This is a genomic window from Pseudomonas sp. SG20056, assembly GCF_031764535.1.
Lineage (GTDB): Bacteria > Pseudomonadota > Gammaproteobacteria > Pseudomonadales > Pseudomonadaceae > Aquipseudomonas.
Window position 1 is genome coordinate 23,505 of record NZ_CP134499.1, and the last position, 23,952, is coordinate 47,456.

Here is a 23,952-nt window from a genome sequence, read left to right on the forward strand (position 1 = left end):
TCACGTCCACTGCAATGGTGGATCGATAAGCGTGATCCACCTTACTCAGTACACATCACGCAGATAACGCTTCTGTTCGGCCAGACGGCGAATATGCTCGGCGGCTTTTTCCTCGCTCAAACCGCCGTGCTCGCGCGCCACATCCCGTAGCGCCTGTTCGACATCCTTGGCCATGCGGTTGGCGTCGCCGCAGACATACAGCTGCGCACCCTCCTCCAGCCAGCGCCACAGCTCGCCGCCCTGCTCGCGAATGCGATCCTGCACGTAGATCTTCTGCGCCTGATCGCGAGAGAAGGCCAGGCTGAGGTGGGTCAGCAGGCCGTCGTGCTGCATCGCCGTCAGCTCGTCGCGGTAGTAGAAGTCGCTGGCCGCATGCTGTTCGCCGAAGAACAGCCAGTTCTTGCCAGCATCGCCGCGCGCGCGGCGTTCGTGGAGGAAGCCGCGAAACGGCGCCACGCCGGTGCCGGGGCCGATCATGATCATCGGCACGTCGCCATCTTGCGGTACGCGGAAGTATTTGTTGCTCTGCACAAACAGCGGCACCTCGCGGTTACCCACACGGTCGGCAAGAAAGGTCGAGGCCACGCCCTTGCGTTTGCCGTAGCGCACGGCGGACACGGTCAGATGCACTTCGCCGGCATGCGCCTTGGGGCTCGATGAGATCGAATACAGGCGCGGTTGCAGACGCTTGAGGCTGCCCAGCAGCTCGCCCGCTGAATGCTCGGCTGGATAGGCCTGCAGCACGTCGGCCAGTTGGCGGCCCCACAGCCAGTCCTTCAGCTCGGCTTTGCGCTCGCCAAGCAGGCTGCGTAATTCGTTGTTGGCGCTGCGTTCGGCGACCAGGGCGAGAGCCTCGTTGCTCGGCCGGGCGATTTCGAAATGGCTGGTCAGCGCCTCGCGCAGCGACAAGTCGCCTACCTTGGCCACGTTGACCAGTTGCTCGCCGTCCAGATGCGCCAGTTCGAGCACTTCCTCGACCAGCTCCGGGCAGTTGCGCGGCCATACGCCGAGGGCATCGCCGGCTTCGTAGCTGAGACCGGAGTCGCCCAGGGCGAAGGCGAACTGACGGGTGTCCTTGCTCGCGCCTGCTGCGTTCAGGCGCAGATTCAGCGCCAGGCGCGCGGGCAGCGGCTGGGTTTTGCTCACCGTGCTGACGGGTTCAGTTAAAGCGGCGCTGTGTGCAGGAACTGCCGTTGCCGCCGGGCGCAGCAGTGGTAGCAGCTCGTTTAGCCAGGCCGAGGCAGCCTCGTCGAAATCGCTGTCGCAATCCAGGCAGGGTCGCAGCGGCGTGGCGCCGAGTTCGGCCAGGCGGCGGTCGAGGTTTTTGCCGTGCTGGCAGAACTGTTCGTAATTCGGGTCACCGAGGGCCAGTACCGCATAACGCAGATTTTCCAGGCGCAGGTCGCTGGCTTGCAGGGCGTTCCAGAAGGCCTGGCCGTTGTCCGGCGCATCGCCGTCGCCGAAGGTGCTGCTGAGCAGCAGCACCGAACCGGCGCTGGCCAGTTGCTGCGGCGGGTAATCGGCCATGCAGCTCAGCGCCACGGCCACCCCAGCCGCGCTCAGGTGCGTGGCCAGGCGTTCGGCCAGCGCCTCGGCATTGCCGGTTTGCGAGGCCCACAGCAGGGTTACCGCAGGGCTCGCTGCCAGCGCCGCGGGTGCGACGCGGCTGAATAGCCCGGCGAGCATGCCGTCGAGCCACAGGCGGGTCGGCTCCGTCAGGGGCGCTTGGCTTGGCAGGCTGGGCACACCGCCGCCGGGGTTGCTGCGTAAACCGCTGATATAGCCGGCCATATAGGTGCGCTCGCTGTCGCTGAGGGGCGGCGGCGCGCTGCAATCTACGCCGACCAGGGCCGCAAAGGTTTCGATGCTCGACATCGCGAGTTCCTCGGGCTGGTGAGATAGGCGAGTGCTGTCGACTGCCTCGGCGGTGGGCGTATCGAGGCGTTGATGGGCGATCAGCTCGATACGCCGCAGGCTGACGGCGCAGAACTTGAATTCAGGCTGCTGCGAGATGGGGTCGATGGCGTCGCTGGTTACCGCGTTGATCGCCAGGTTATCGCCGTACACATCGTTCCAGTGGAACGGCGCAAAGCAGCCGCCGGGCAGCACGCGGTCGCTGATCTGTACCGGCAGCACGGCATGGCCACGCCGCGAGCGGATTTCCAGCTGGTCGCGATCGCGCACGCCGAGGGCGGCGGCGTCCTGCGGGTGCACTTCGATAAAGGGGCCGGGGTTGAGCTTGTTTAGCGTGGCGACCTTGCCGGTTTTGGTCAGGGTGTGCCACTGGTGTTGCAGGCGCCCGGTGTTGAGCACAAAGGGGAAGTCGGCATCGGGCATTTCCGCCGGGTCGAGGTGCGGGCGCGGGAAGAACTGCGCCTTGCCGCTGGGCGTGGCAAAGGCCAGGCGCGGCGTGCTGCCATCTTCGCGAATGTGCAGATGCTGGCTGATGCCGTCGTTGATGTAGCGCAGTGGCATGCGCCCGTCGCCCGCTTCACTGGCGCAGGGCCATTGCAGCGGCGTTTGGCGCAGGCGCGGGTAGCTGGCGCCGCGCAGGTCGTAGCCGGTCTTGGGGTTGTGGAAGCGCTTGATCTCCTCGAACACCTGCTCGGCCGATTCGTAGCTGAAGCCGTCGGCAAAGCCCATGGCGCAGGCCACCTCGGCGATGATCCGCCAGTCGGCCATGGCCTCGCCGGGCGGCTCGACGGCTTGCGGCATCAGGGTCAGGTTGCGTTCGGAGTTGATCATCACCCCTTCGGCTTCGGCCCACAGCGCGCCGGGCAGGAGGATGTCGGCGTAGCGATTGGTTTCAGTGTCGAGAAAGGCGTCCTGGGCGATCACCAGTTCGGCGGCCTTCAGCCCTTCGACTACCGTGCTGCGGTTGGCCATGCTCGCCACCGGATTGGTGCAGATGATCCAGCAGGCCTTGACCTTGCCGGCTGCCAGATCCTCGAACAGCGTCACGCTGCCGCCGCCCAGGCGGGTGTGCAGGGTGCCGGCGGGCACGCCCCAGACGTGCTCGACAAAGGCGCGGTCGTCGTCCACCAGCACGCTGCGCTGGCCCGGCAGGCCGGGGCCCATATAGCCCATCTCGCGGCCGCCCATGGCGTTGGGTTGGCCGGTAAGGGAAAACGGTCCGCTACCGGGGCGGCAGATCTTGCCGGTGGCCAAGTGCAGGTTGCACAGGGCATTGGTGTTCCAGGTGCCGTGGGTGCTCTGGTTGAGGCCCATGGTCCAGCAGCTCATCCACTCGCCGGCTTCACCGATCCAGCGTGCGGCCTGGCGGATAGCCGCTTCGCTGAGCCCGGTGTGGGTGGCGACGTAGTCGGGGGTGTAGCTCTCAAGGAAGTCCGGCATGACCTCCCAGCCTTCGGTGAACTCGGCAATAAAGGCTGGATCGGTGTGGCCGTTCTTGTGCAGCAGGTGCAGCAAGCCGTTGAGCAGCAGCAGGTCGCTGCCCGGTTTGATCTGCAGAAACAGATCGGCCTTGTCCGCTGTGGCATTGCGCCGGGGGTCGACGACGATCAGCTTGGCGCCGGCCTTGACCCGTGCCATCAGGCGTAGAAACAGGATCGGGTGACAGTCGGCCATATTTGCACCGATGACGAAGAACACATCGGCGCGGTCGAAATCCTGGTACGAGCCGGGCGGGCCGTCGGCGCCCAGCGACAATTTGTAGCCACTGCCGGCGCTGGCCATGCACAGGCGCGAGTTGGATTCGATCTGGTTGCTGCCCAGGTAGCCCTTGACCAGCTTGTTGGCCAGGTACTGCGCCTCCAGCGACATCTGCCCGGAGACATACAGGGCGATGGCGTCCGGCCCGTGTTCATCGAGAGTCGCGCGCAGGCGGGCGGCGGCGGCGCTGATTGCGGCATCCATGGCGACTTGCCCTGGGTCGCGGCTGCGTTCGCTGCGCAGGTAGGCGTGCTGCATGCGGCCGGATTCGCTCAGCGGTTGGGCGCAGGTGCTGCCCTTGGTGCACAGGCGGCCGAAGTTGCTCGGATGCTGCTGGTCACCGCTGACCTTGGCGATCTTGCCGTTTTCCACATGCATGACGATGCCGCAGCCGACGCCGCAATAGGGACAGACACTTCGCACGGTTTTGTTCGCCACACCCCTCTCCTGCACCTTAAACGCAAAACGCCATGCAACCCTCCGTCGAAACGGGAGTGGCACGGCGTCTTTGTCGTGGATGGGCAATCAGCGTTGATTACCTGGGTGGGTCTATAGCAAGGCACGCGCCAGGGTTCGCCAAGGCAGCGTGAATGCCCGCCGGGCAAGGCCTGGCGAGGTGCGTACGGGAGATAAAGGTCTACCGAGAAGCGACTCATAATGGGGCGCATAGACCTATGCTCGCCTCTTTTTGGGTCTTTATCGCGCCTGGCAGGTCAGCCTGCAACTGCGCTTGTAGCCCGCTGCAATGCGGGCCGCAGGTCGCTGTGGGGAAACTGGCACAGGCGCTGCATGAGCCCAGCGAGCCCGCCACATTCGGGCCGCCTATTCGATCAATGGCGATCGTCAGCCTCTTTAGGCAATGGGTAATCAGGTGCCACTCGCAGGCACCGCACAGAACAGGCAAAGGCGCCTGAAACCGCAAGGTTTCAGGCGCCTTTTTTATTGCCGCAGAAAAACCTGATGAGCTTCGGCCGGGAAATGCCATGAACAGCACAGATACCTCCACAGACCAGCAGCGGCTGATCATCATCGGCAACGGCATGGTCGGCCATCACTGCGTCGAGCAACTGATCGAGCGTGGCGCGCTGGCGCAGTACCGCGTGCATGTGTTCAGCGAAGAGCCGCTGCGCGCCTATGACCGCGTGCACCTCTCCGAGTATTTCACCGGGCGCGATGCCGAATCCCTCGCCCTCAGCGGTGCCGAGCTGTACCAGACGCCGGGCGTGACCCTGCACCTGGGCGTGCCGGTGCTGGAGATCGACCGCGAACGCCGCGAAGTGATTACCGCCGAAGGCAGCTTCCCCTACGACCAGCTAGTGCTGGCCACCGGCTCCTACCCCTTCGTGCCGCCGATCGAAGGTGCCGAAGGTGATTCGCGCCTGGTCTACCGCACCCTGGCCGACCTCGACACCATCCAGGCCGCCGCCAAGAGTGCGCGCCGTGGCGTGGTGGTGGGTGGCGGCCTGCTCGGCCTGGAAGCAGCCAACGCGCTGAAGTCGCTGGGTCTGGAAGCCCATGTGGTGGAATTCGCCCCGCGCCTGATGCCGGTGCAGCTGGATGACCACGGCGGCCTGGCGCTGAAGGCGCAGATCGAGGCCCTGGGCGTCAGCGTGCACCTGTCGCGCGGCACCCAGTCGATCACCCCGGGCAGCGAGTACCGTTACCGGATGAATTTCGCTGGGGATGAGTTCCTTGAGACCGACCTGATCGTGTTCTCCGCCGGCATCCGCCCGCAGGACGCCATCGCCAAGCAGTGCGGCCTGGAACTCGGCCCGCGCGGCGGTGTGGCCATCGACAGCCAGTGCCGCACCAGCGACCCGGCGATCTACGCCATCGGCGAGTGCGCGGCATGGAACGGCGGCATCTTCGGTCTGGTTGCACCGGGCTACCAGATGGCCCGCAGCGTCGCCACCCAGCTGTGCGGCGAAGACAGCGAGCCCTTCATGGGCGCGGACATGTCGACCAAGCTCAAGCTGCTCGGCGTCGACGTCGGCTCCATCGGCGATGCCCACGGCGCTACCGCAGGCTCGCGCAGCTACCGCTTCATCGACGAGGCTACCGCCAGCTACCGCCGTCTGGTGGTCTCCGCTGACGGCAAGCAGGCCCTCGGAGCCGTACTGGTCGGCGACAACAGCTACTACGACACCCTGCTGCAGTACGTGCAGAACGGCATCAATCTGCCAGCCGATCCGTCCTGCCTGATCCTGCCGCAAGGCGAAGGCGCCCCGGCGCTGGGCGCCGATGCCCTGCCGGACACCGCGACCATCTGCTCCTGCCACAACGTCAGCAAGGGCGCGATCTGCGCCGCCATCGACGGCGGTTGCGGCGACCTGGCCGGGCTCAAGGCCTGCACCAAGGCGGCCACCGGTTGCGGCGGCTGCTCGGCGCTGCTCAAGCAGGTGTTCGAGCACGAGCTGACCGCCCGCGGCGTGGTGGTGGACAAGAGCCTGTGTGAGCACTTCGCCTACACCCGTCAGGAGCTGTACGGCATTGTTCGCGTCGAAGGCATCGAGAGCTTCGAGGCGCTGCTGGCCAAGCACGGCCGCGGTCATGTCGGCTGCGACATCTGCAAGCCGGCGGTGGGTTCGATCCTCGCTTCCTGCTGGAACCGCTCGATCACCGATCCGGCGCTGGTGCCGCTGCAGGACACCAACGACACCTTTATGGCCAACATGCAGAAGAACGGCACCTACTCGGTAGTGCCGCGTATTCCCGGTGGCGAGATCACCCCGGACGGCCTGCTGGCCATCGGCGCGGTGGCGAAGAAATACGACCTCTACACCAAGATCACCGGCGGCCAGCGCATCGACCTGTTCGGCGCGCAGCTGCACGAACTGCCGGATATCTGGGCCGAACTGATCGCCGCTGGTTTCGAAACCGGCCACGCCTACGGCAAGTCGCTGCGTACGGTGAAGAGCTGCGTCGGCAGCACCTGGTGCCGCTACGGCGTGCAGGACAGCGTGGCCATGGCCCTGCTGCTGGAGGATCGCTACAAGGGTCTGCGCTCGCCGCACAAGATCAAGTTCGCCGTCAGCGGCTGCACCCGCGAATGCGCCGAGGCGCAGAGCAAGGATGTGGGCGTGATCGCCACCGAGAACGGCTGGAACCTCTATGTGGCGGGCAACGGCGGCATGCGTCCACGCCATGCCGAGCTGTTCGCCACCGATCTGGATGACGCCACCCTGATCCGCTATATCGACCGCTTCCTGATGTTCTACGTACAAACCGCCGACCGTCTGCAACGCACCTCGGTATGGCGCGAGTCGCTGGAAGGCGGCCTGGATTACCTCAAGGAAGTGATCATCGACGACAGCCTGAATCTCGCTGCCGAACTGGAAGCGCAGATGCAGCTGGTGATCGACCGCTACGAGTGCGAATGGGCCAACGCCCTGAAGGACCCGGAGAAGCTCAAGCGCTTCCGCACCTTCGTCAACCAGCAGGGTGGCGACCCGGATATCCAGTTCGTCGAGGAACGCGGCCAGCGCCGCCCGGTGCGCGCTGACGAGCTTGCCCTTATTCCGCTATTTGAGGAGGTCGTCTGATGAGCCAGTCGAGCGCAACCGCAACAGTCGAACAAACCCGCGTGCAATGGCGCGCCCTGTGCAACCGTGCCGATCTGGTGGCCAACTCCGGCGTGGTCGCCTGGGTCGACGGCGCCCAGGTGGCGCTGTTTTATCTGCCAAACGAGGCCAGTGACAAGCAGCTGTATGCCGTCGATAACCGCGACCCCAAGTCCGGCGCCAACGTTATCGGTCGCGGCATTGTCGGCAGCCTGGCTGGCGACCTGGTGATCGCCGCGCCGCTGTACAAACAGCACTACCGCCTGGAAGACGGCAGCTGCCTGGAATATCCCGAGCAGCAGCTGCGCACCTGGCCGGTGCGCTTGCAGGGCGACCGGGTGGAGATCGGCCTGAGCTAAAACTACTGGGCAAGCCGGGCTGAATAGGGTGTTACTTGACTATTGAGTCAGCAATTGGCTTTATGCACCTAAGCCCGTAGCGCTGATACCTGTGTAACAGGGCTATCGATTATCTCGGCAACCCTGTTTTTGTTGCTCTACAGAGTGCCTTGGTACGCAAATCGCTATATCTCGTCAGATATAGCGAAGGTAGAGTAGCCAGGCGCATCAGCGTAGACAGAACAGCCGTTGCCCCGTAGTCGCACACTCAGGAGTTATCCATGCAAGTTCGTATCGTGGCTCTGTTCGCCGCCCTGGTATTCAGTAACCAGGCCCTGGCTGAGCAGGTGCAGGTCGCGGTTGCCGCCAACTTCACCGCGCCGCTGCAGGCGATTGCCAGCGAGTTTGAAAAGGATACGGGGCACAGCGTACTCGCCTCCTTCGGCGCCACCGGGCAGCTGTATGCGCAGATTCAGCATGGCGCGCCGTTTGAGGTGTTTTTAAGTGCCGATGAAAGCACCCCGGCCAAGCTCGACAGTGAAGGCCTGGGCGTCAGCGGCTCGCGCTTTACCTACGCAGTTGGCAGCTTGGTGCTGTGGTCGGCCACGCCGGGTTATCTGGATGGCAGCGACGCGGCGCTCAAGGCCAACCAGTACAAACACTTGGCGATCGCTAACCCGAAAGCAGCACCCTACGGCTTGGCGGCCACCGAAGTGCTGGACAAGCTCGGCTTGAGTGCGGCGGTCAAGGACAAGCTGGTCGAAGGGCAGAACATTACCCAGGCGCATCAATTCATTGCCACCGGCAATGCCGAACTGGGTTTTGTTGCACTGTCGCAGGTGTACAAGGATGGCCAGCTCAGCAGTGGCTCGGCCTGGATGGTGCCGGCGCAGATGCACACGCCGATCAAGCAGGATGCGTTGATCCTCAAGAAAGGCGAACATAATCCCGCCGCGGCAGCCCTGACCGCGTACCTGAAAGGTGAGAAGGCGGCGAAGATCATCAAGTCTTACGGCTACCAACTTTAAAAGGCGGTTGCGATGCCACTGAGCAAAGCTGATTTCGCTGCGGTACTGCTGACGCTTGAGCTGGCATCGCTGACCACCCTGTTACTGCTGTTGATCGGTACACCGATTGCCTGGTGGCTGGCGCGCACTCAATCCAAATGGAAGCAGCCGATTGGCGCCATCGTCGCGCTGCCGCTGGTGCTGCCGCCGACGGTGATCGGCTTCTACCTGCTGGTGAGCATGGGCCCGCACGGTTTTATCGGCCAGCTGACTCAGAGCCTCGGCCTCGGCACCCTGACGTTTACCTTTACCGGGCTGGTGATCGGCTCGGTGTTCTATTCCCTGCCCTTTGTTGTGCAGCCGCTGCAGAACGCCTTCGAGGCGATTGGCCGTGCCCCGCTGGAGGCGGCGGCGACGCTGCGCGCCGGGCCTTGGGATGCGTTCTTCACGGTGGTGCTGCCGCTGGCCAAACCGGGTTTTGTCACTGCGGCGATTCTCGGTTTCGCGCATACCGTGGGCGAGTTCGGCGTGGTGCTGATGATTGGCGGCAATATCCCCGGGAAGACCCAAGTGGCGTCAGTGCAGATCTACAACCATGTGGAAACCATGGAGTACGCCCAGGCCCACTGGCTGGCGGGCGGCATGGTGCTGTTCTCCTTTATCGTGCTGCTGGCGCTCTACTCTGGTCGAAGCAGCAGTACGCGGGTGTGGCAATGATCTGGCCTTTGGCGCGGTGCAATCCGGCGATTCGTACAGTCGCCGAGCCGGGAGCAATCCAGGCGCGCTTCAAGGTTGAACATGCCGGTTTCAGCCTGGATGTCGAACTGACTCTACCCGGTCGCGGCGTCAGCGCCCTGTTCGGCCATTCCGGTTCAGGCAAGACCAGCTGCCTGCGCTGTTTTGCCGGGCTGGATCAGCCGAGCGAAGGCTACCTGCAGGTCAACGGCGAGCTGTGGCAGGACAGCGCCCAAAGCGTCTTCGTCCCGGCACATCAACGCGCCATAGGTTACGTGTTTCAGGACGCCAACCTGTTTGCCCATCTCACCGTGCGGGGCAATTTGCAGTACGGCTTGAAGCGCATCCCCGCAGCGCAGCGGCGGATTGCCCTGGAGCAGGCGGTGGAACTGCTCGGTATTGGGCATCTGCTGGAGCGCTTGCCGGGCAAGCTCTCGGGTGGCGAACAGCAGCGCGTCGGCATTGCCCGCGCACTGCTGACCAGCCCGCGCCTGCTGCTGATGGATGAGCCGTTGGCGTCCCTCGACCTCAAACGCAAACAGGAAGTGCTGCCCTATCTGGAGCGCCTGCATCAGGAGCTGGAAATTCCGGTTATCTACGTCAGCCACTCACCGGATGAGGTGGCGCGCCTGGCCGATCATCTGGTGCTACTGGAGGACGGCAAGGTCAGCGCCAGCGGCCCACTCAAGGAAACCCTGCTGCGCGCCGACCTGCCGTTTGTCTTCGAGGACGATGCCGAAGCGGTGGTCGACGGCGTAGTTACAGCGCATGACCAGGCTTACGGGCTGCTCTATCTGCAATTGCCGGATAGCGATATCCGCCTGCGTTTGCCCCATGGGCCGCTGCCGTTGGGCCAGTCGGTGCGGGTCAAGATCAAGGCGCGCGATGTCAGCCTGAGCCTGCAACAGGCGGAGGACAGCAGCGTGCTCAACCTGCTGCCGGCGCGGGTGCTGGACTGGATCAACGTCGCCGAGCAGGCTCACGTTCTGGTGCGCGTGCAAGTGGGCGGCGAGCAGCTGATCGCCCGCATCACCCGTTACTCCTTCGACCGCCTGCAGATCCAGCGCGAGCAGTTGCTATGGGCGCAGGTCAAGTCGGTGTCGTTACTGAGCACTCACTGATGTCTGGGCAAACGCGCCGGGGATGACCTGCGAGCGCTTCAGCCCCAGCCACTCCAACTCGATAAACACCAGTACCACAACAGCCTGGACGATCACGAAGGCGTAGCCCAGCACGTTCGGCGTGAACCAGCCGCTGAGCAGCACCAGCAGGCTGAGCACCACCCATAGCGCATTCAGGCCGAGTACTGTGTAGACCGCTGCCCGCGCCATGCTTTCACGGCGCGATAGCCAGAGCAGAAAGGCAACCAGCGGAATCAGTATCACGCCGACGCCGAAGAGGAATTCACCCGGTAGGGCCAACAGACTGCTGAGCCAGTCAGCCAGCAGCAGGAGTTGCGCCGTAGTGATCACGCCGACCAGTCCATCGGCGAACAGGGCACGGCGCAGTAACAGCGAAGGTTGCAAGGTGGTCATGGCGAAGTCTCCACAAAGGACCGCCGAAATGGCGGCTTGCCCTTAGATTTCGCCGATCCGCGCGCCGCGTCGATTACCTCGCAGGTAATGGCTGCAATGACCTCGCTGGTCTATCGTCGATGCCCATGAACAGTCCAATCCAGCCCGTCGGGGCTCTGCTGCGCCAGTGGCGCCAGCATCGTCGTCTTAGTCAGCTCGACCTCGCCTGCGAGGCCGATATCTCCACCCGCCACCTGAGCTTTGTTGAAACCGGGCGCGCCCAGCCCAGTCGCGAGATGCTGCTGTTGCTCGCCGAGCAGCTGGACATTCCCCTGCGCGAACGCAATCGCCTGCTTAGCGCCGCCGGCTATGCACCGCTGTTTACTCAGCATGCGCTGTCCGAGCCAGCCATGGCGGCCGCGCGCAGCGCCATCGATCTGCTGCTCAAGGCCCACGAGCCCTACCCGGCACTGACCATCGACCGGCATTGGAACCTGCTGGCGGCCAACAGTGCCCTCGCCCCCTTTCTGCAGGGCATTGCGCTCGAGCTGCTGACGCCGCCGATCAACGTCATGCGCCTGAGCCTGCACCCGCAAGGGCTGGCACCGCGTATCGTCAACCTGGGCGCCTGGCGCGCCTACCTGTTGGCGCGGTTGCAGCGCGATTTTCAGGCCAGCGGCGATGCTCAGTTGCACGCGCTGTGGGATGAGCTGAACGCCTACCCCGGGCCGTCGGCACCCGCACAATTCGACAGTGACACGGTGCTGATGCCGTTGCAGTTTGCCAGCGAGCAGGGCGTGGTCAGCCTGATCGGCACCACCACGGTGTTTGGCACCGCCAACGACATCACCCTGGCGGAACTGGCGCTGGAAACCTTCTTTCCGGCCGACGCCTTCAGTGCGCAGTACCTGCGTGACTTGGCCGAATCGACGCATCTTTCCGACGAAATCACTCTTTAGGCTGCTTTTATCCCGTATTCAGTGCAGTACCCTGTGGCGCGCGATTGTATAAGCTGACCTCGTTCAGCACTGCTCACAAAAATAATAAGGAGCACACCACGTATGCGTTCTACAACGCTGTCTCGCTCGCTATTGCTCGCGGTTATCGGGTTGTTGGCCGGCCTCTCGCCGTTGACCTTTGCCCAGGCCGTTACCCCTCAGGAACAGGTTCAGGTGCAGGCCAGCCGGGTTACCAGCAGCCTGATGCTGCTACGCGGTGAGGGTTTCCAAAAGAAACACCAGGACGCCCTAGAAACTGATCTGCAGGCCCTGGCCGCCGCCGTGCAGAGCCTGCCGCAAAGCAGCGATGCCCTGCGCAGTGCCCATCAGGAACTGGTGGTGCAGATTCGCCGTGGCGTGGCCTTTGGCCCGAGTGAAGATGACATGCCCTGGCGCTACCCCGAGGACCTCAGCAAAGCCCTGCTCGGCGTGCTCGAAGAAACCCGCAAGCTGGCCGGCCCGGCTGACAGCGAACTGTCCGCCAAGCTCGAATACCTCTCGGTGCAGTACCTCAGCCGCGCCTACTTCGGCAATTTCGAAACCGCCCGCGAGCAGCCCGACACCTACCTCGGTCAGGATGAACGCAAGATCGTGCCGTCAGTCGATGCGCAGCTGGCTGCGCTGGATAGCAAGGCCGACCCACAGGTGGGCAAGCTGAAAACCCGCTGGGACTACCTCAAGGCCGCGCTGGTCGACCTCAACAGCCAGAGCAGCGCCCTGCAAAGCGCCTCGGGTCGACCCTTTGCGCCGATCACCGTGTATCGCCATACCCGCTCACTGACCACGCAGTGGATGGCGATGTACTAGAACTCGCTCGTAAGAGCGAAGTCGGTACAAGGCCGCCAATCAATGGCGGCCCCGCAGCGATCAGGCAGTGGCTTTTTTCTCACGAATACAGGTCGGGCCGGCGCGTTCGACGATGGCCTGTTCGACCTCTTTGCGCAGTCCTAGCAGGAAGGCCGCTTCGGCGGCGACGAACAGGGGGCCGATCACCAGGCCCATGACGTCATCGACAAATGCCGGTTTGCGTCCTTCGTAGTAATGGCCGACAAACTGAATAATCCAGCCGATCACAAACAGGCCGATGCCGCTGCTCAGCCACACCGCCGTCGATTGTACGGCCAGGCCCGCCGCTGCCCACAGGCTGAGCACCAGCAGCAGCGCCATTAGCAGGCCGAAACGCAGGTCCAGGCGCAGGTAGAACACCCCTGCCGCCACGGCCACCAGCAGCGCGGGGGACAGCCACAGGCCGAGCAACTCGAAGCCCGGGCGTGACAGCAGCACGGCCACCGCCACAACGATCAGTGGAATACCGATAAAGTGGCTGAGAATATTGCGTTGGTCGCGGTGATAGGCCGCGTATTGAGCCAGATGATCAACCAGGGTTTTCATTATTATTTTCCTCATGCAAGACAGGTGGCCAGCATGAACCCACGCCCACGCAGCGCTCTGTCAGCTAGCCGACAAACCGCTTGGAGCCGTCGATGAACAGCGAGCACCGCTATCAGGCTCGTCTGCGCCAAGGCCATTGGTTCAGTGCCCTGCCAGTTGCCCTGCAAGAGGCACTGCTGGCCGCTGCCCAGGTGCAGCAACTGGCGCCCGGTCAGGTGCTGTTTCGTCGCGGCGATAAGCCCTGTGGCCTGTATGCGGTGGTCGAGGGCGGCATGCGCATTGGTGCGGTCAGTGCCACCGGCAAGGAAGCGCTGCTGACTTTGGTCGAGCCACCCTACTGGTTTGGTGAAATCTCTCTGTTCGATGGCCAACCGCGCACCCACGATGCCTTTGCTGAAGGCCCCGCCACCTTGCTGCTGGTACCGCAGGCGCGGCTGCTGGCGCTGCTCGAACAGCAACCGCAGTACTGGCGTGATTTCGCCCTGCTGATGAGCCATAAACTGCGTCTGGCGTTTATCGCCCTGGAAGAAATGAGCCTGTTGCCCGCCGCCCCACGCCTGGCTCGGCGCCTGCTGCTGATCGCCGAGAACTATGGCGAGGGCGAGCCGCGACGGGTGCTGCACCTGCCCCAGGAACAGCTGGCGCTGATGCTGGCGATCTCCCGGCAGACCACCAACCAGATACTCAAGGAGTTGGAGGCTCAGGGCATTCTGCGCCTGACCTATGGCGAGATCGAACTCCTCGATCTGCCGCGCTTGCGTCAGGCGGCGCAGTAGGCAGCGGCTGCAAAGACTGAACCTCTGGCGCAGAATGGCGCTCTATTGCCGACCTGTCTTCCGCCAGAGCCCGATGTACTGATGCCGATAACCGCTGAGACACTCCCTGCCGTCCACACTGATCTGCCCCAGGTGCTGGCCGGCCCGCTGCTGCGCCGCATGGAAGCGCAGCGCCTGGTGCTCTGGCTGGTTGGCAGCTGTCCTTTATCGCTCACCCTGCAGCTGAGCCATGGCGACGCGCCCGAGCCACAGCGCCTGCCGCTGGCTGGCGACAGCTGCCAGGTTATCCAGATCGGCGAGCAGGCATTTATCCACCTGATTGATCTGAAACTGGACGCGCCGCTGCCCTGCGACGTGCAGATCGACTACGACCTGCTGATCGAACAGCCGGATCAGGCCGTGCTGGGTATCGCCGACTGGGCGCCGCACTTGCTGTACGACGGCGCGACCCAGGCGAATTTTGTGCTGCGCGCGCAGCTGGATCATCTGCTGCACGGCTCTTGCCGCAAGCCGCATCACCCGGCGGCTGATGGCCTGCTCTGCGCTGACCGTCTGCTGGCCGAAGCACATGCCCCCGAGCAGCGCCCGGCCTTGCTGCTGATGAGTGGCGATCAGATCTACGCCGATGATGTCAGTGGGCCGCTGCTGCGGGCGATTCATCAGGTGATCGAGCGCCTGGGTTTGTTTGGCGAGCATTTGCAAGGTGCGGTGGTCGATGACAGCACGGCGCTGTACCAGCACCCCGCCAGCTACTACCAGCGCGCCGAGCTGCTGCCGGCGCTGACGAGCAACGAAACCCTGCGCGAGCGGTTTTTCGGCGGCGTGGAAAAGCCGGTGTTTACCACCAGCAGCGCCGACAACCACCTGGTGACCTGCGCCGAAGTGTTGGCCATGTACCTGCTGGTCTGGTCGCCGGTGCCCTGGACCTTGCTGGATGCGGAAATGCCAGCACTCAGCGCCGAGGAAGTGCCGCGCTATCAGGCCGAACGTGGGCGCATCGAAGCCTTTCGCGGTGGCCTGGGCCAGGTCGCCCGCGCCCTCGCCCATTTGCCGACGCTGATGATCTTCGATGATCACGACATCACCGATGACTGGAACCTCTCCGCGCAGTGGGAAGAGACGGCCTACGGCCACCCGTTTTCCAAACGCATCATCGGCAATGCGCTGATCGCCTACTTGCTGTGCCAGGGCTGGGGCAATAACCCGGATGTGTTTGCTGAGCCGCTGCAGATGATCCGCGCGATGACCGAGGGCCGCGATGCTGCCAACCACATGGACAGTCAGCCGCAGGATGCGCTGATCGAGAGTCTGCTGAGCTTTCACCAGTGGCAATTCGTCCTGCCGAGCAGCCCGGCGCTGGTGGTGCTCGACACCCGGACGCGGCGCTGGCGCAGCGAGCGCAACCTCAAGCGGCCGTCCGGCCTGCTGGATTGGGAAGCGCTGTGCGAGTTTCAGCAAGAGCTGCTGGATCATCCGGCGGCGATCATCGTCTCCCCCGCGCCGATGTTCGGCGTCAAGCTGATCGAGACCATCCAGAAGGTCTTCAGCTGGGCCGGCCATCCGCTGATGGTCGACGCGGAAAACTGGATGGCCCACCGGGGCGCAGCGCAGGTGATGCTGAACATCTTCCGCCACTCGCGCACGCCGGGTAACTACGTGATTCTCTCCGGCGATGTGCATTACTCGTTTGTCTACGAGGTGCTGATTCGCCAGCGCAAGCGCGGGCCGAAGCTTTGGCAGATCACCAGCAGCGGCCTGAAAAACGAATTCCCGCCGCGCCTGCTCGACTGGTTCGACCGCCTCAACCGCTGGCTCTACGCGCCGTGGTCGCCGCTTAACTGGCTGACCACGCGCCGACGCATGCAGGTCAAACCGCGCATCCCTTCGCGCAGCAAGGCCGGCGAACGCCTGTGGAATGGGGCGGGGCTCGGTCAGGTGTGGTTCAACGACAACGGCCAGCCGAGCGCGATCTACCAGCTGAATGCCGATGGCTCGCCCGCAGTGGCCTTTGTCGATGACCGTGATAACGCACCGAGCACGGCGCCTGCCCGCCGCGCAGCAACTCAGTCGGCAGATCGCTCAGCCTGAGGACGCGCGGGCCAGAGCCGGGCCAGCCATTGCGCGCGCCAGCTTAAGGTCAATGCGACGAGCAGCGTGGCGACGCCCAGCAGCATCAGCCACAGCAGGATGGCCATGGCCGGCGAATCGCCCACCAGGCTGCACAGCAATGACAGCCCGAGCATCAGGCTGGCGCCGCTGCGCAGGGCGACTTGCCGTGACGCCGTCTGTTGCACGCCGTGATGCACCTGACGCCAATGGTTGGGCAAGGCCAGGGCGAGCCAGGCAAAGCCCAGTACCGCCAGCAGCAGGGCCAACAGCGAGTACAGAGCGGCGTCAGACATGGGCGACCTCCAGCGTTTCTTCCTGCGGCACGCGGCGGCGCAGCTTGTGCGCGGCCAGCAGGGCGAGTGCGGCTGCAGCGAGCAGGCACAGGTCAGTGCCGGCCACCGGGCCGTTACCGCTGCGCAGGGTGGCCAGCAGGTGATCGCCGGTGGTCAGCCAATTGGCCAGAACGGCCAGTACCGCCAGCAGGGCAATCGCCGTGCACTGCTCACGCCAGGCGTGCAGGTAACCGAGGCGTTGGTCCCGCATCACGCGCCACACGGCATGGGCGCTCGCCACGAGCCACAGGGCATAGAAGCTCAGGATTTCGACGCGCGCGCGACCCAGGCCAAACAGCTGCTCCTGCATGGGCAGCCAGCGGTTGGCGAGCAGAAACGCCAGGGTGGCGAGAATCACCCCGCACACGCCGGCAATACTCAGGGCATCCAGCAGCGAGACACCGAGATGGCCGTGACGCTGCTGCTTCTTGCGCCGGGCCTGGGTCCAGAAGAACAGCCCGGTGGCGATCACCACACAGCCGCCCAGTCCGCCAAGGAAGTACAGCCAGCGCAGGGCGTCGTGGCGGAACTGGATGTAGTGCAGGCCGGCGATGAAATTCCAGGTGTTCACCGTGGCTGAGGCCTGAAAGCGTCCCATGACCTCACCGCTGACGTTGGCAAAGCGGAAGTTGTCGATGTCCTTGGTCACGCTACTGTGGCTGGTGCGGCGCAGCAGCACATTGCCGTTGGCATCCTTGGGATTGTTGACCCGCAGCAGGTACACCGAGCCCGGCCCCCAGTATTGTTCGGCCTTGGTCACCATGGGCTCCAGCGGTGCCAGTTCTCCCGGCTGCTTGGCGGCCCGCAGGCGGATACGCCCGAGTGCTTCGCCGAGGAAGGCGCGTTCGGCGCTGACGCCGCTTTGCACCTGCTCGCGGTAGGTGTGTTGCGGCGCATCCGGGTAGTAGATAGCGAACGCGACGATCAGCCCGGACAGGGTGATCAGCAGGTGGAACGGCAGCAGCGCCACGCCGGCTACGTTATGCACATCCAGGGTGCTGCGGCCGAAGGCGCGGTGCAGGCGCAGGGTGAAGAACTCGCTGAACAGCTTGCGGTGGATCACCACGCCGGACACCAGCAGGCAGAGCATGGCCATGCCGGCAATGCCCACCAGCCAGGCGCCGATGTTTTTGTAGCGCAGCGTCAGGTTGTGGTGGAAGGGGTAGATAAAGCCACTGGCCCCCAGGGTCAACGGCTTGGCCAGCGGCTCCAGGGTGATCGGGTGGAACAGGTCGCGGCTGCTCTTGCGCGACTCTTCGCTGCCGTAAGTCAGGGTCAGGAACGGTGTGCGTTCTAGGGGCAGGATGATGGTCCAGACAGGCGCATTGGCGGCGCGTTGTTCCAGCAGTGGGCGAATGTCACGGTCCAGCGACGGCCGCTGCATGTTGTCATCCCAGTGCAGGCGCGTGCTGGGCATCATCCAGCGGTCGATTTCCTTGTCGAACACCGACAGGCTGCCGGTCCAGAATACGGCGAATAGCAAGACGCCGAGCAACACGCCGGCCCAGGTGTGCAGCTCGCCCATGCGGCTTCTGAATCCTGTTTTCATGCTTGCCCCTGCAGCAGCAGGGGCGTGCCCCAGGCCAGCAGGCTCAGGCCGCCGAGCAACAACCAGGCGTTACGCCGGCGCTCGCGGGAAAAGCCCCAGAGCAGCAACACCAGCAGGTAAATGAAGCCGAGCATGAGCGCCAGCATCACCGCATCGCCCTGACTCATGCCGGCCCACCAGGCCAGCAGGCCGCTCAGACCGACCAGTTGTGCGCTGGCGAAATAGGCCAGCGCACACAGGCCGACAACGTGGCTCGCCGTCGCGGCCGGTTGGATAACATCGCGCAGGTGCATGGCGGCCTCACTCAAAGCGGTAGCTGGTGCTGAATTGCAGCGAGCGCGGCTCGCCCGGCAGGATGCCGAGGTCGTTGGTGGCCGACTCGTAGTAGGTCTTGTCGCCCAGGTTGCGGGCGTTGAGGGCAAACGCCCAGGGGCCGCGCTCATGGAACAGCCCGGCATCCAGCACGGTGTAGGCCGGCAGGGTGACGGCGTTGGTGGTCGAGGCGAAGGAATCTCCCTGATGGCGCACACCGAGGCCGACACGCCAGCCGTTACCCAGCTCTTTGACGCCCCACAGGGTGGCGCTAAAGCGTGGGGCGTTGGCCGCCCGTTTGCCTTCCAGCGGCGTGGCCGGCTGCGCCGGGGTGATCGCCGGCGCCGTGGTGTTGTTCGATTGGGTCACCCGTGCATCCAGGTAGGTGAGCCCACCCTGCAGGCTCAGACCGTGGCCGAGATCGCCGAGGGCCGACAGTTCGACGCCTTCGGCGGTGATTTCACCGACATACAGCGACGGGCCGTTGGGGTCGCTGGGGTCACGGGTCGGCACGTTTTCCTTGATGATCTGGAACAGGCTCAGGCCCAGCTCCAGGGCACCGTCGTTCAGGCGCAGCTTGCTGCCCAGCTCATAGCTGGTGGTGATCTCCGGTGGCTGGATGGCGTTGCCCGGATCGATCACCCCGGTGGCGCTGCCAGGCTGGTAAGAGCGCGAGGCGGACAGGTAGTAGGACGACCAGTCATTAGGCTGATAGACCAGGCCGGCGCGCGGGCTGCGGTAATCATCGTCGCGGCTGTAATCACTGCCGACACGGTTGTCGAAGTCGCGCTCCAGCTGATCTTCGCGCAGGCCCAGCAGCATCACCCAGTGCTCGTTGAAGCGCATCAGGTCCTGGATGTAATAACCGGCGGTATGGGTTTCATAGATGCCATCGCGGCGCACGGAGGCTGCGCTGTAGGGCACGGTCTTGAGCACCGGGTTGTACACCGACAGGTTGTAGGCGGCCGGCAGGTCGCCGCCGCGTGACAGGGTGTCACGTTCCTCGATGGCGTACTCGGCGCCGACCATCAGCTCGTGCTGGATGCCCAGCCACTCGACCTGCTTGCTCAGCTCCAGCTTGTTGGCCAGATCAGTCTGCTGGCTGTCGAAGTTGCTGCGCGACAGGCGCACGGTGGGTGTGGCGGTGTTGAGCAGCAGGCGGTTGATGGTGGTCTGGTTACGCTCAAGGTCCAGGGTGCGGTAGCTCAGGGTGTTGCGCAGTTGCAGGCTGTCGCTCAGGTCCACCTTGAGGTCGGCCTGGAAGGTGCTGTCGGCGCTGGTGCCGCTGTCGTTGTCGCCGGGGTTGGCCGAGCCGTAATAGGTCGAGTGCGAGACATCCGCCGGCTTGCCGTTGATCCCGGGAATACCGGCGTCGAACACGCGCTCATCGGCCAGGTGCTGGGCGCGCAGGTCGAGGGTCACGTCATCGTTGAAACGCAGGGTGGAGGCCAGCGCCAGGCCGTGCTTCTTGTACCAGACCTCATCGCGGTACGAGTCGCCCTCGTCGGCCATGGCATTGATGCGCACCTGTACCGCTTCGTTCAGCGGCTGGTTGACGTCGAGGGTCAGGCGCCGGGCGTCGTAGGAACCCAGGCTGGCGGCCAGGTCAGTCTGTGTCTGCTGGTGCGGGCGTTTGCTCACCAGGTTGATCAAGCCACCGGCCGAACCTCGGCCGTAGAGCACGCCGCTGGGGCCTTTGACCACTTCCACCTGCTCCAGGTTGAAGGTGTCGCGGAAGCTGTTACCGCCATCGCGCATGCCGTCCACATAGGTATCAGAAATGGCCGAGAAGCCACGGATGACGAACTGCTCACGAATGCCTTCACCGGTGCTGCTGGTCACGCCTGGGGTGTAGGCCAGGGCTTCCTTGATCGAACGCGCGCCGCGATCACGCAGCACTGTAGCCGGCACCGCATCGACCGTCTGCGGTACATCCAGCGAGTCGGCATCGGAGCGGGTGGCGCTGCTCACCGGCACGCTGCTCTGGTAACGGCTGGCCTTGCCGGAAATGGTCATCGCGGGCAGTTCGGTGCGGGTCGCTGCATTGTCCGTGTGCGTGGGTGCGGGCCGCAGCACATAACCACCAGCCTCTACCTGCACAGCCTGCAAGCCGGTACCGGCCAGCAGCGCCGCTAGGGCTTCGGGCACGGTGTAGTGGCCTTGAAGACCTGCGGTTACCTTGTCGGCCGTCTGCTCGGCGGTAAAGCTGAGCAACAGGTTGGCGCTGCTCGAAAGGCTGCGCAGCGCCGGTGCCAAGGGCCCGGCGGCAATCGCGAAGGTTTGCTGCCCCTGCTGCTGGGCGGGCGCGCTGTCTGCGGCCAAGGCCACGCCCGGCAGGTGCTGGAGGGCCAGGCTGCAGGCCAGGGCCAAGAGCAGGCGGCCGCTCGGCCGCTGTTGGAGGTTGCGCGCGGTGTGACGCGGCGGCGTCACGGGGCGATTGGCACGGTGCATGGGGGCTCCTGGCACAGAAAGCGAATAAGGTTCTTGCTGTGTAGGTGCCGCGAGAAGCGCAATCGGGCAGTGCGTGGCTGAATTATTTTTCGTCGAGCTCGGCTATCCACTGCGACGCGGGCTTAGCCGGCCTGTTCGATCAGCACCCAGTAGCGGCTGCGCGTGCGCACCTGCACCGGCAGCACGCTTGGCAGCGTGGCGAGAATGCGATCAATGTCGTGCACCGGGAACACCCCGGACAGGCGCAACCCGGCGACGCGCGGATCGCAGCGCAGCATCCCGGGACGGTAGCGATCAAGCTCGGCGATAAATGCGCCCAGGGGCATGTCGTCGGCAATGATCTGCCCACGGGTCCAGGCCAGGTCGGCCTCATGCAGCGGGCGCAGCGGGTCGATATGGGTGCGGCTGAAGCCGGTGCGTTGCCCGGCCAGCAGCACCTGCACGCGGTCACTGCGGATCGGGTGGAGTTGTACGGCACTTTCCTGCACGGCCACCTGGGTGTGGCCGTCGTCCTGGCGCACGCTGAAACGCGTGCCCAGCGCACGGATGCGCCCTTGTGCGGTTTGCACCTCCAGCGGACGTGGGTCGACGGGCTGCAGGCCCTGGGCCGCAGCAGTGACGACCATGATCTCGCCCGCGCGCAGGTGCAGCAGACGGGTGTGCGCATCGAATTGCAGATCGAGCGCCGTGGCGGTGTTGAGCGTGACGCTGGTGCCATCGCTGAGGGTCACGCGGCGTTGCTCACCGGTGCCGGTACGGTGTTCGGCCAGCTGTTCCTGCCAGGTGTTGGTGCGGCTGGCCAGCAGCCCGGAGCCGGCCAGCAGGCCACCCCAGAACAGCGAACGCAGCAGCGTGCGGCGGCTGGTTTGAGCGGTTTGTCGGGCATAGGGCGAGAGCGTCTGGTAGGCACTCTTGGCCGGCAATGTCTTGAGCCGTCCGGTCATGGCCTCGATATGCCGCCAGGCGCGTTCGTGCTCGGGGCTGGCGGCGCGCCAGGCTTGCCAGGCCAGTTGCTCCTGCGCGCTGGTTGCGCCGGACATCAGCAGGGTCAGCCATTCCACTGCCTGGTCGGCCACGGCTGCGCTGATCGGCTGGCCTTCGGCCAAGAGCCTGGCGGGTGTGTTGGGGTAAACCGCGCTGTGCTGTCCGTTCATGTCAGCTGGCCAGGGCAAACAGGTATTGGCGGTTGGCGCGCATCAGGTACTGCTTCACCGAGCTGCTGGATACGCCCAGGCGTTCGGCGATTTCGGCATAGCTGAGTTCTTCCAGGTGGGCGAGCAGGAAGGCTTCCTTGACCTGGGCCGGCAGACCGTCGAGGGCGCTGTCGATCTGACGCAGGGTTTCCAGTGCCTGCAGCTGTTCTTCCGGCGAGGGGTAAACCGCTTCCGGCAGGCTGGCGAGCACTTCAAGGTAGGCGTCTTCGAGGCGCTGGCGGCGATGACGATGGGCAATCAGCCGGCGCGCAATGGTCGCCAGAAAGGGCCGGGGTTCGCGAATTTCATGGGCCTGACCGGAATGAATAACGCTGACGAAGGTGTCCTGGGCCAGGTCTGCGGCGGCAAAGGTGTCGTTCAGCTTGCGCCGCAACCAGCCTTCCAGCCAGCCGTGATGCTGGCGGTAGAGCGTGTCGAGGTCGGTAGACAGGTCAAATTCAGAGGCGGGCACAGTGAGCTCCGGTCAGCCGGATGGCTACTCAGGCGCACATGATAATTATTATTATTAAAAGTTCAATGCTGCCGGTGACGTGTGCCCCGGCAGCTGATCAGCGGACTGCGCTTACGCGTAGCGCCGCAGCCTTCTTAACGCAGCTTTTCCAGCATCTGGTAGTACCACATGCCGGCGGCCAGCATCGGGTTGCCGAACACATCCCCCAGCGGCACCTTGATGTGTTTGCAGGCGGCGAAGGTGTCGTAGTGGCCCATCGTGCCGGTCAGGGCGTTGGCCATGATCTCGCCCATGATGTGGGTGGTGGCGATGCCGTGGCCGGAGTAGCCCTGGCAGTACCAGACGTTGTCCGAGAGCTTGCCCAGCTGCGGGATGCGGTTGATCACGATGCCCATGGCGCAGCTCCACTGGAAGTCGATATCGACGTCCTTGAGCTGCGGGAAGGTCTGTTCGATACCGGGGCGTAGCTCGGCGGCGATATCCCGCGAGTCGCGCCCGGAGTAGTTGCAGCCACCGCCGAACAGCAGGCGACCATCGGCGGTCATGCGGTAGTAATCGAGGACGAAGCGGCAGTCATACACGGCCAGGTCCTGCGGGTTGAGTTCTTTCGCCAGCTCACCCAGCGGCGCGGTGGTGACGATGCCGCCCATGGCCGGGAAGATCATGCCCTTGAGCTTTTTCGGCTCCAGCTTGTGGTACACATCGCCGGCTAGCAGCACCTGCTTGGCATTGATCCGGCCTTGGGCGGTGACCACTGCCGGCTTGGTGCCATGCACAATCTCCAGCACTTCCGAGTGTTCGAAAATCAGCGCGCCCAGGCTGGCGGCGGCCTTGGCTTCGCCGATGCACAGGTTCAGCGGGTGCAGGTGCATGTTGCGGGTGTTCTTCAGGGCGCCGCTGTACAGGTCGCTGGCCAGGTGGCTGCGCACCCCGGCGCGGTCGAGCAGGGTCACATCAGCGCCCATGCCGCGACGCTGTGCTTCGGCGTAGGTCGCCTCCAGTTCCTGCATGTGCGTGGGCTTCATCGCCGCGTGCAGGTGGCCGTGCTTGAGGTCGCACTGAATGCCGTACTTCTCTACGCGGTTCTTGATGATCTCGTGGCCGCGCCAGCGCAGGTGCCAGATAAAGTCTTCGACTTCCTCGCCGAGGGTGTTGCGCATCTGCTTGGTCATTGCCGCATCGCCCGACAGGCTGCCGGTGACCTGGCCGCCGTTACGCCCGGTCGCGCCCCAGCCGATCTTGTTGGCTTCGACAATCGCCACCTTGAGGCCGCGTTCGGCCAGCTCCACGGCAGACGCCACGCCGGTAAAACCGCCGCCGATGATCACCACATCGACGCTGACCTCGCCTTGCAGGGTCGGGTAATCGGTTTCTTCATTGAGGGTGGCGCTGTAGTAGGACGGGCAACGTACGGCAGCGGGCGTTGCAGGTTTGAGGGCGGCGTTCATAAGACGGTTCCTGAGTACGGGTAGCGATGCAGGCAGCGGTTCGTCAGCTCGCGGCAGGCGCGGCAGCACGGAAGTAGGCGGGCGGCTGAAGTGA

The 23,952-nt window shown here is 64.4% G+C and carries 19 protein-coding genes; 9 read left to right on the forward strand and 10 right to left on the reverse strand.

The window, feature by feature from the left end:
* Nucleotides 1–45 precede the first annotated feature (45 nt).
* On the reverse strand, nucleotides 46–4,110 hold the full coding sequence (locus RHP75_RS00120; RefSeq protein ID WP_311089929.1) for a bifunctional nitrate reductase/sulfite reductase flavoprotein subunit alpha: 4,065 nt from the start codon (nucleotides 4,108–4,110) through the stop codon (nucleotides 46–48).
* 545 nt (nucleotides 4,111–4,655) lie between these two features.
* Between RHP75_RS00120 and nirB the strand changes: the two genes are divergently transcribed.
* From nirB to modC, 5 genes are all read left to right on the forward strand, one after another.
* A complete protein-coding gene (nirB, locus tag RHP75_RS00125; protein WP_311089930.1) occupies nucleotides 4,656–7,214 on the forward strand; it encodes a nitrite reductase large subunit NirB in 2,559 nt (852 codons plus the stop codon).
* Nucleotides 7,214–7,591, forward strand: coding sequence for a nitrite reductase small subunit NirD (gene nirD, locus RHP75_RS00130; protein WP_311089931.1), 378 nt, complete (start codon nucleotides 7,214–7,216; stop codon nucleotides 7,589–7,591). Before nirB ends, nirD begins: the two co-directional genes overlap by 1 nt.
* Nucleotides 7,592–7,851: 260 nt before the next feature.
* On the forward strand, nucleotides 7,852–8,598 hold the full coding sequence (gene modA, locus RHP75_RS00135) for a molybdate ABC transporter substrate-binding protein (RefSeq protein WP_311089932.1): 747 nt from the start codon (nucleotides 7,852–7,854) through the stop codon (nucleotides 8,596–8,598).
* A gap of 12 nt (nucleotides 8,599–8,610) precedes the next feature.
* A complete protein-coding gene (gene modB / locus RHP75_RS00140) occupies nucleotides 8,611–9,294 on the forward strand; it encodes a molybdate ABC transporter permease subunit (RefSeq protein ID WP_311089933.1) in 684 nt (227 codons plus the stop codon).
* A complete protein-coding gene (gene modC, locus RHP75_RS00145; protein WP_311089934.1) occupies nucleotides 9,291–10,433 on the forward strand; it encodes a molybdenum ABC transporter ATP-binding protein in 1,143 nt (380 codons plus the stop codon). Before modB ends, modC begins: the two co-directional genes overlap by 4 nt.
* On the opposite strand, the gene RHP75_RS00150 is transcribed toward modC, so the two are convergent.
* On the reverse strand, nucleotides 10,416–10,847 hold the full coding sequence (locus RHP75_RS00150) for a hypothetical protein (protein WP_311089935.1): 432 nt from the start codon (nucleotides 10,845–10,847) through the stop codon (nucleotides 10,416–10,418). The genes modC and RHP75_RS00150 overlap by 18 nt on opposite strands.
* A gap of 125 nt (nucleotides 10,848–10,972) precedes the next feature.
* On the opposite strand from RHP75_RS00150, the gene RHP75_RS00155 reads away from it, so the two are divergent.
* Nucleotides 10,973–11,785, forward strand: a complete 813-nt coding sequence (locus RHP75_RS00155; protein WP_311089936.1) for a helix-turn-helix transcriptional regulator — start codon at nucleotides 10,973–10,975, stop codon at nucleotides 11,783–11,785.
* 102 nt (nucleotides 11,786–11,887) lie between these two features.
* A complete protein-coding gene (locus tag RHP75_RS00160) occupies nucleotides 11,888–12,631 on the forward strand; it encodes a hypothetical protein (protein ID WP_257776385.1) in 744 nt (247 codons plus the stop codon).
* A 60-nt stretch (nucleotides 12,632–12,691) separates the two neighbouring features.
* Here the strand turns inward: RHP75_RS00160 and RHP75_RS00165 are convergent, their stop codons facing one another.
* Nucleotides 12,692–13,216, reverse strand: coding sequence for a DUF962 domain-containing protein (locus tag RHP75_RS00165; protein WP_160086398.1), 525 nt, complete (start codon nucleotides 13,214–13,216; stop codon nucleotides 12,692–12,694).
* A 92-nt stretch (nucleotides 13,217–13,308) separates the two neighbouring features.
* On the opposite strand from RHP75_RS00165, the gene RHP75_RS00170 reads away from it, so the two are divergent.
* The gene (locus tag RHP75_RS00170; RefSeq protein ID WP_090254270.1) at nucleotides 13,309–13,992 is read left to right on the forward strand and encodes a Crp/Fnr family transcriptional regulator; all 684 of its coding nucleotides are present in this window, start codon (nucleotides 13,309–13,311) and stop codon (nucleotides 13,990–13,992) included.
* Between the two features lie 81 nt (nucleotides 13,993–14,073).
* A complete protein-coding gene (locus RHP75_RS00175; protein ID WP_311089937.1) occupies nucleotides 14,074–16,080 on the forward strand; it encodes an alkaline phosphatase D family protein in 2,007 nt (668 codons plus the stop codon).
* Here the strand turns inward: RHP75_RS00175 and RHP75_RS00180 are convergent.
* The 7 genes from RHP75_RS00180 to RHP75_RS00210 all read right to left on the reverse strand — a co-directional run bounded on the left by RHP75_RS00180 (nucleotide 16,056) and on the right by RHP75_RS00210 (nucleotide 23,858).
* Nucleotides 16,056–16,394, reverse strand: coding sequence for a DUF3325 domain-containing protein (locus RHP75_RS00180; RefSeq protein WP_311089938.1), 339 nt, complete (start codon nucleotides 16,392–16,394; stop codon nucleotides 16,056–16,058). The two genes, RHP75_RS00175 and RHP75_RS00180, sit on opposite strands and share 25 nt — an antisense overlap.
* Nucleotides 16,387–17,982, reverse strand: coding sequence for a PepSY-associated TM helix domain-containing protein (locus RHP75_RS00185; protein WP_311089939.1), 1,596 nt, complete (start codon nucleotides 17,980–17,982; stop codon nucleotides 16,387–16,389). The genes RHP75_RS00180 and RHP75_RS00185 overlap by 8 nt, the downstream gene beginning before the upstream one ends.
* On the reverse strand, nucleotides 17,979–18,275 hold the full coding sequence (locus tag RHP75_RS00190; RefSeq protein WP_311089940.1) for a hypothetical protein: 297 nt from the start codon (nucleotides 18,273–18,275) through the stop codon (nucleotides 17,979–17,981). Before RHP75_RS00190 ends, RHP75_RS00185 begins: the two co-directional genes overlap by 4 nt.
* A 7-nt stretch (nucleotides 18,276–18,282) precedes the next feature.
* Nucleotides 18,283–20,745, reverse strand: a complete 2,463-nt coding sequence (locus RHP75_RS00195) for a TonB-dependent siderophore receptor (protein ID WP_311089941.1) — start codon at nucleotides 20,743–20,745, stop codon at nucleotides 18,283–18,285.
* Between the two features lie 122 nt (nucleotides 20,746–20,867).
* Entirely contained in the window at nucleotides 20,868–21,899 is a 1,032-nt protein-coding gene (locus tag RHP75_RS00200; RefSeq protein WP_311089942.1) for a FecR domain-containing protein, read from the reverse strand.
* Between the two features lies 1 nt (nucleotide 21,900).
* Nucleotides 21,901–22,410 carry a sigma-70 family RNA polymerase sigma factor gene (locus RHP75_RS00205; protein WP_160086414.1) on the reverse strand — a complete coding sequence of 170 codons (510 nt, stop codon included), beginning with the start codon at nucleotides 22,408–22,410 and terminating at the stop codon, nucleotides 21,901–21,903.
* A gap of 134 nt (nucleotides 22,411–22,544) precedes the next feature.
* The gene (locus RHP75_RS00210; protein ID WP_311089943.1) at nucleotides 22,545–23,858 is read right to left on the reverse strand and encodes an FAD-binding oxidoreductase; all 1,314 of its coding nucleotides are present in this window, start codon (nucleotides 23,856–23,858) and stop codon (nucleotides 22,545–22,547) included.
* Between the last annotated feature and the right edge of the window lie 94 nt (nucleotides 23,859–23,952).

What these genes read in the sequence shown, in the direction of transcription:
- nirB (WP_311089930.1), top strand. Translation starts at nt 4,656, where the DNA reads ATGAACAGCACAGATACCTCCACAGACCAGCAGCGGCTGATCATCATC.
- nirD (WP_311089931.1), top strand. Translation starts at nt 7,214, where the DNA reads ATGAGCCAGTCGAGCGCAACCGCAACAGTCGAACAAACCCGCGTGCAA.
- modA (WP_311089932.1), top strand. Translation starts at nt 7,852, where the DNA reads ATGCAAGTTCGTATCGTGGCTCTGTTCGCCGCCCTGGTATTCAGTAAC.
- modB (WP_311089933.1), top strand. Translation starts at nt 8,611, where the DNA reads ATGCCACTGAGCAAAGCTGATTTCGCTGCGGTACTGCTGACGCTTGAG.
- modC (WP_311089934.1), top strand. Translation starts at nt 9,291, where the DNA reads ATGATCTGGCCTTTGGCGCGGTGCAATCCGGCGATTCGTACAGTCGCC.
- RHP75_RS00150 (WP_311089935.1), bottom strand. Translation starts at nt 10,847, where the DNA reads ATGACCACCTTGCAACCTTCGCTGTTACTGCGCCGTGCCCTGTTCGCC.
- RHP75_RS00155 (WP_311089936.1), top strand. Translation starts at nt 10,973, where the DNA reads ATGAACAGTCCAATCCAGCCCGTCGGGGCTCTGCTGCGCCAGTGGCGC.
- RHP75_RS00160 (WP_257776385.1), top strand. Translation starts at nt 11,888, where the DNA reads ATGCGTTCTACAACGCTGTCTCGCTCGCTATTGCTCGCGGTTATCGGG.
- RHP75_RS00165 (WP_160086398.1), bottom strand. Translation starts at nt 13,216, where the DNA reads ATGAAAACCCTGGTTGATCATCTGGCTCAATACGCGGCCTATCACCGC.
- RHP75_RS00170 (WP_090254270.1), top strand. Translation starts at nt 13,309, where the DNA reads ATGAACAGCGAGCACCGCTATCAGGCTCGTCTGCGCCAAGGCCATTGG.
- RHP75_RS00175 (WP_311089937.1), top strand. Translation starts at nt 14,074, where the DNA reads ATGCCGATAACCGCTGAGACACTCCCTGCCGTCCACACTGATCTGCCC.
- RHP75_RS00180 (WP_311089938.1), bottom strand. Translation starts at nt 16,394, where the DNA reads ATGTCTGACGCCGCTCTGTACTCGCTGTTGGCCCTGCTGCTGGCGGTA.
- RHP75_RS00185 (WP_311089939.1), bottom strand. Translation starts at nt 17,982, where the DNA reads ATGAAAACAGGATTCAGAAGCCGCATGGGCGAGCTGCACACCTGGGCC.
- RHP75_RS00190 (WP_311089940.1), bottom strand. Translation starts at nt 18,275, where the DNA reads ATGCACCTGCGCGATGTTATCCAACCGGCCGCGACGGCGAGCCACGTT.
- RHP75_RS00195 (WP_311089941.1), bottom strand. Translation starts at nt 20,745, where the DNA reads ATGCACCGTGCCAATCGCCCCGTGACGCCGCCGCGTCACACCGCGCGC.
- RHP75_RS00200 (WP_311089942.1), bottom strand. Translation starts at nt 21,899, where the DNA reads ATGAACGGACAGCACAGCGCGGTTTACCCCAACACACCCGCCAGGCTC.
- RHP75_RS00210 (WP_311089943.1), bottom strand. Translation starts at nt 23,858, where the DNA reads ATGAACGCCGCCCTCAAACCTGCAACGCCCGCTGCCGTACGTTGCCCG.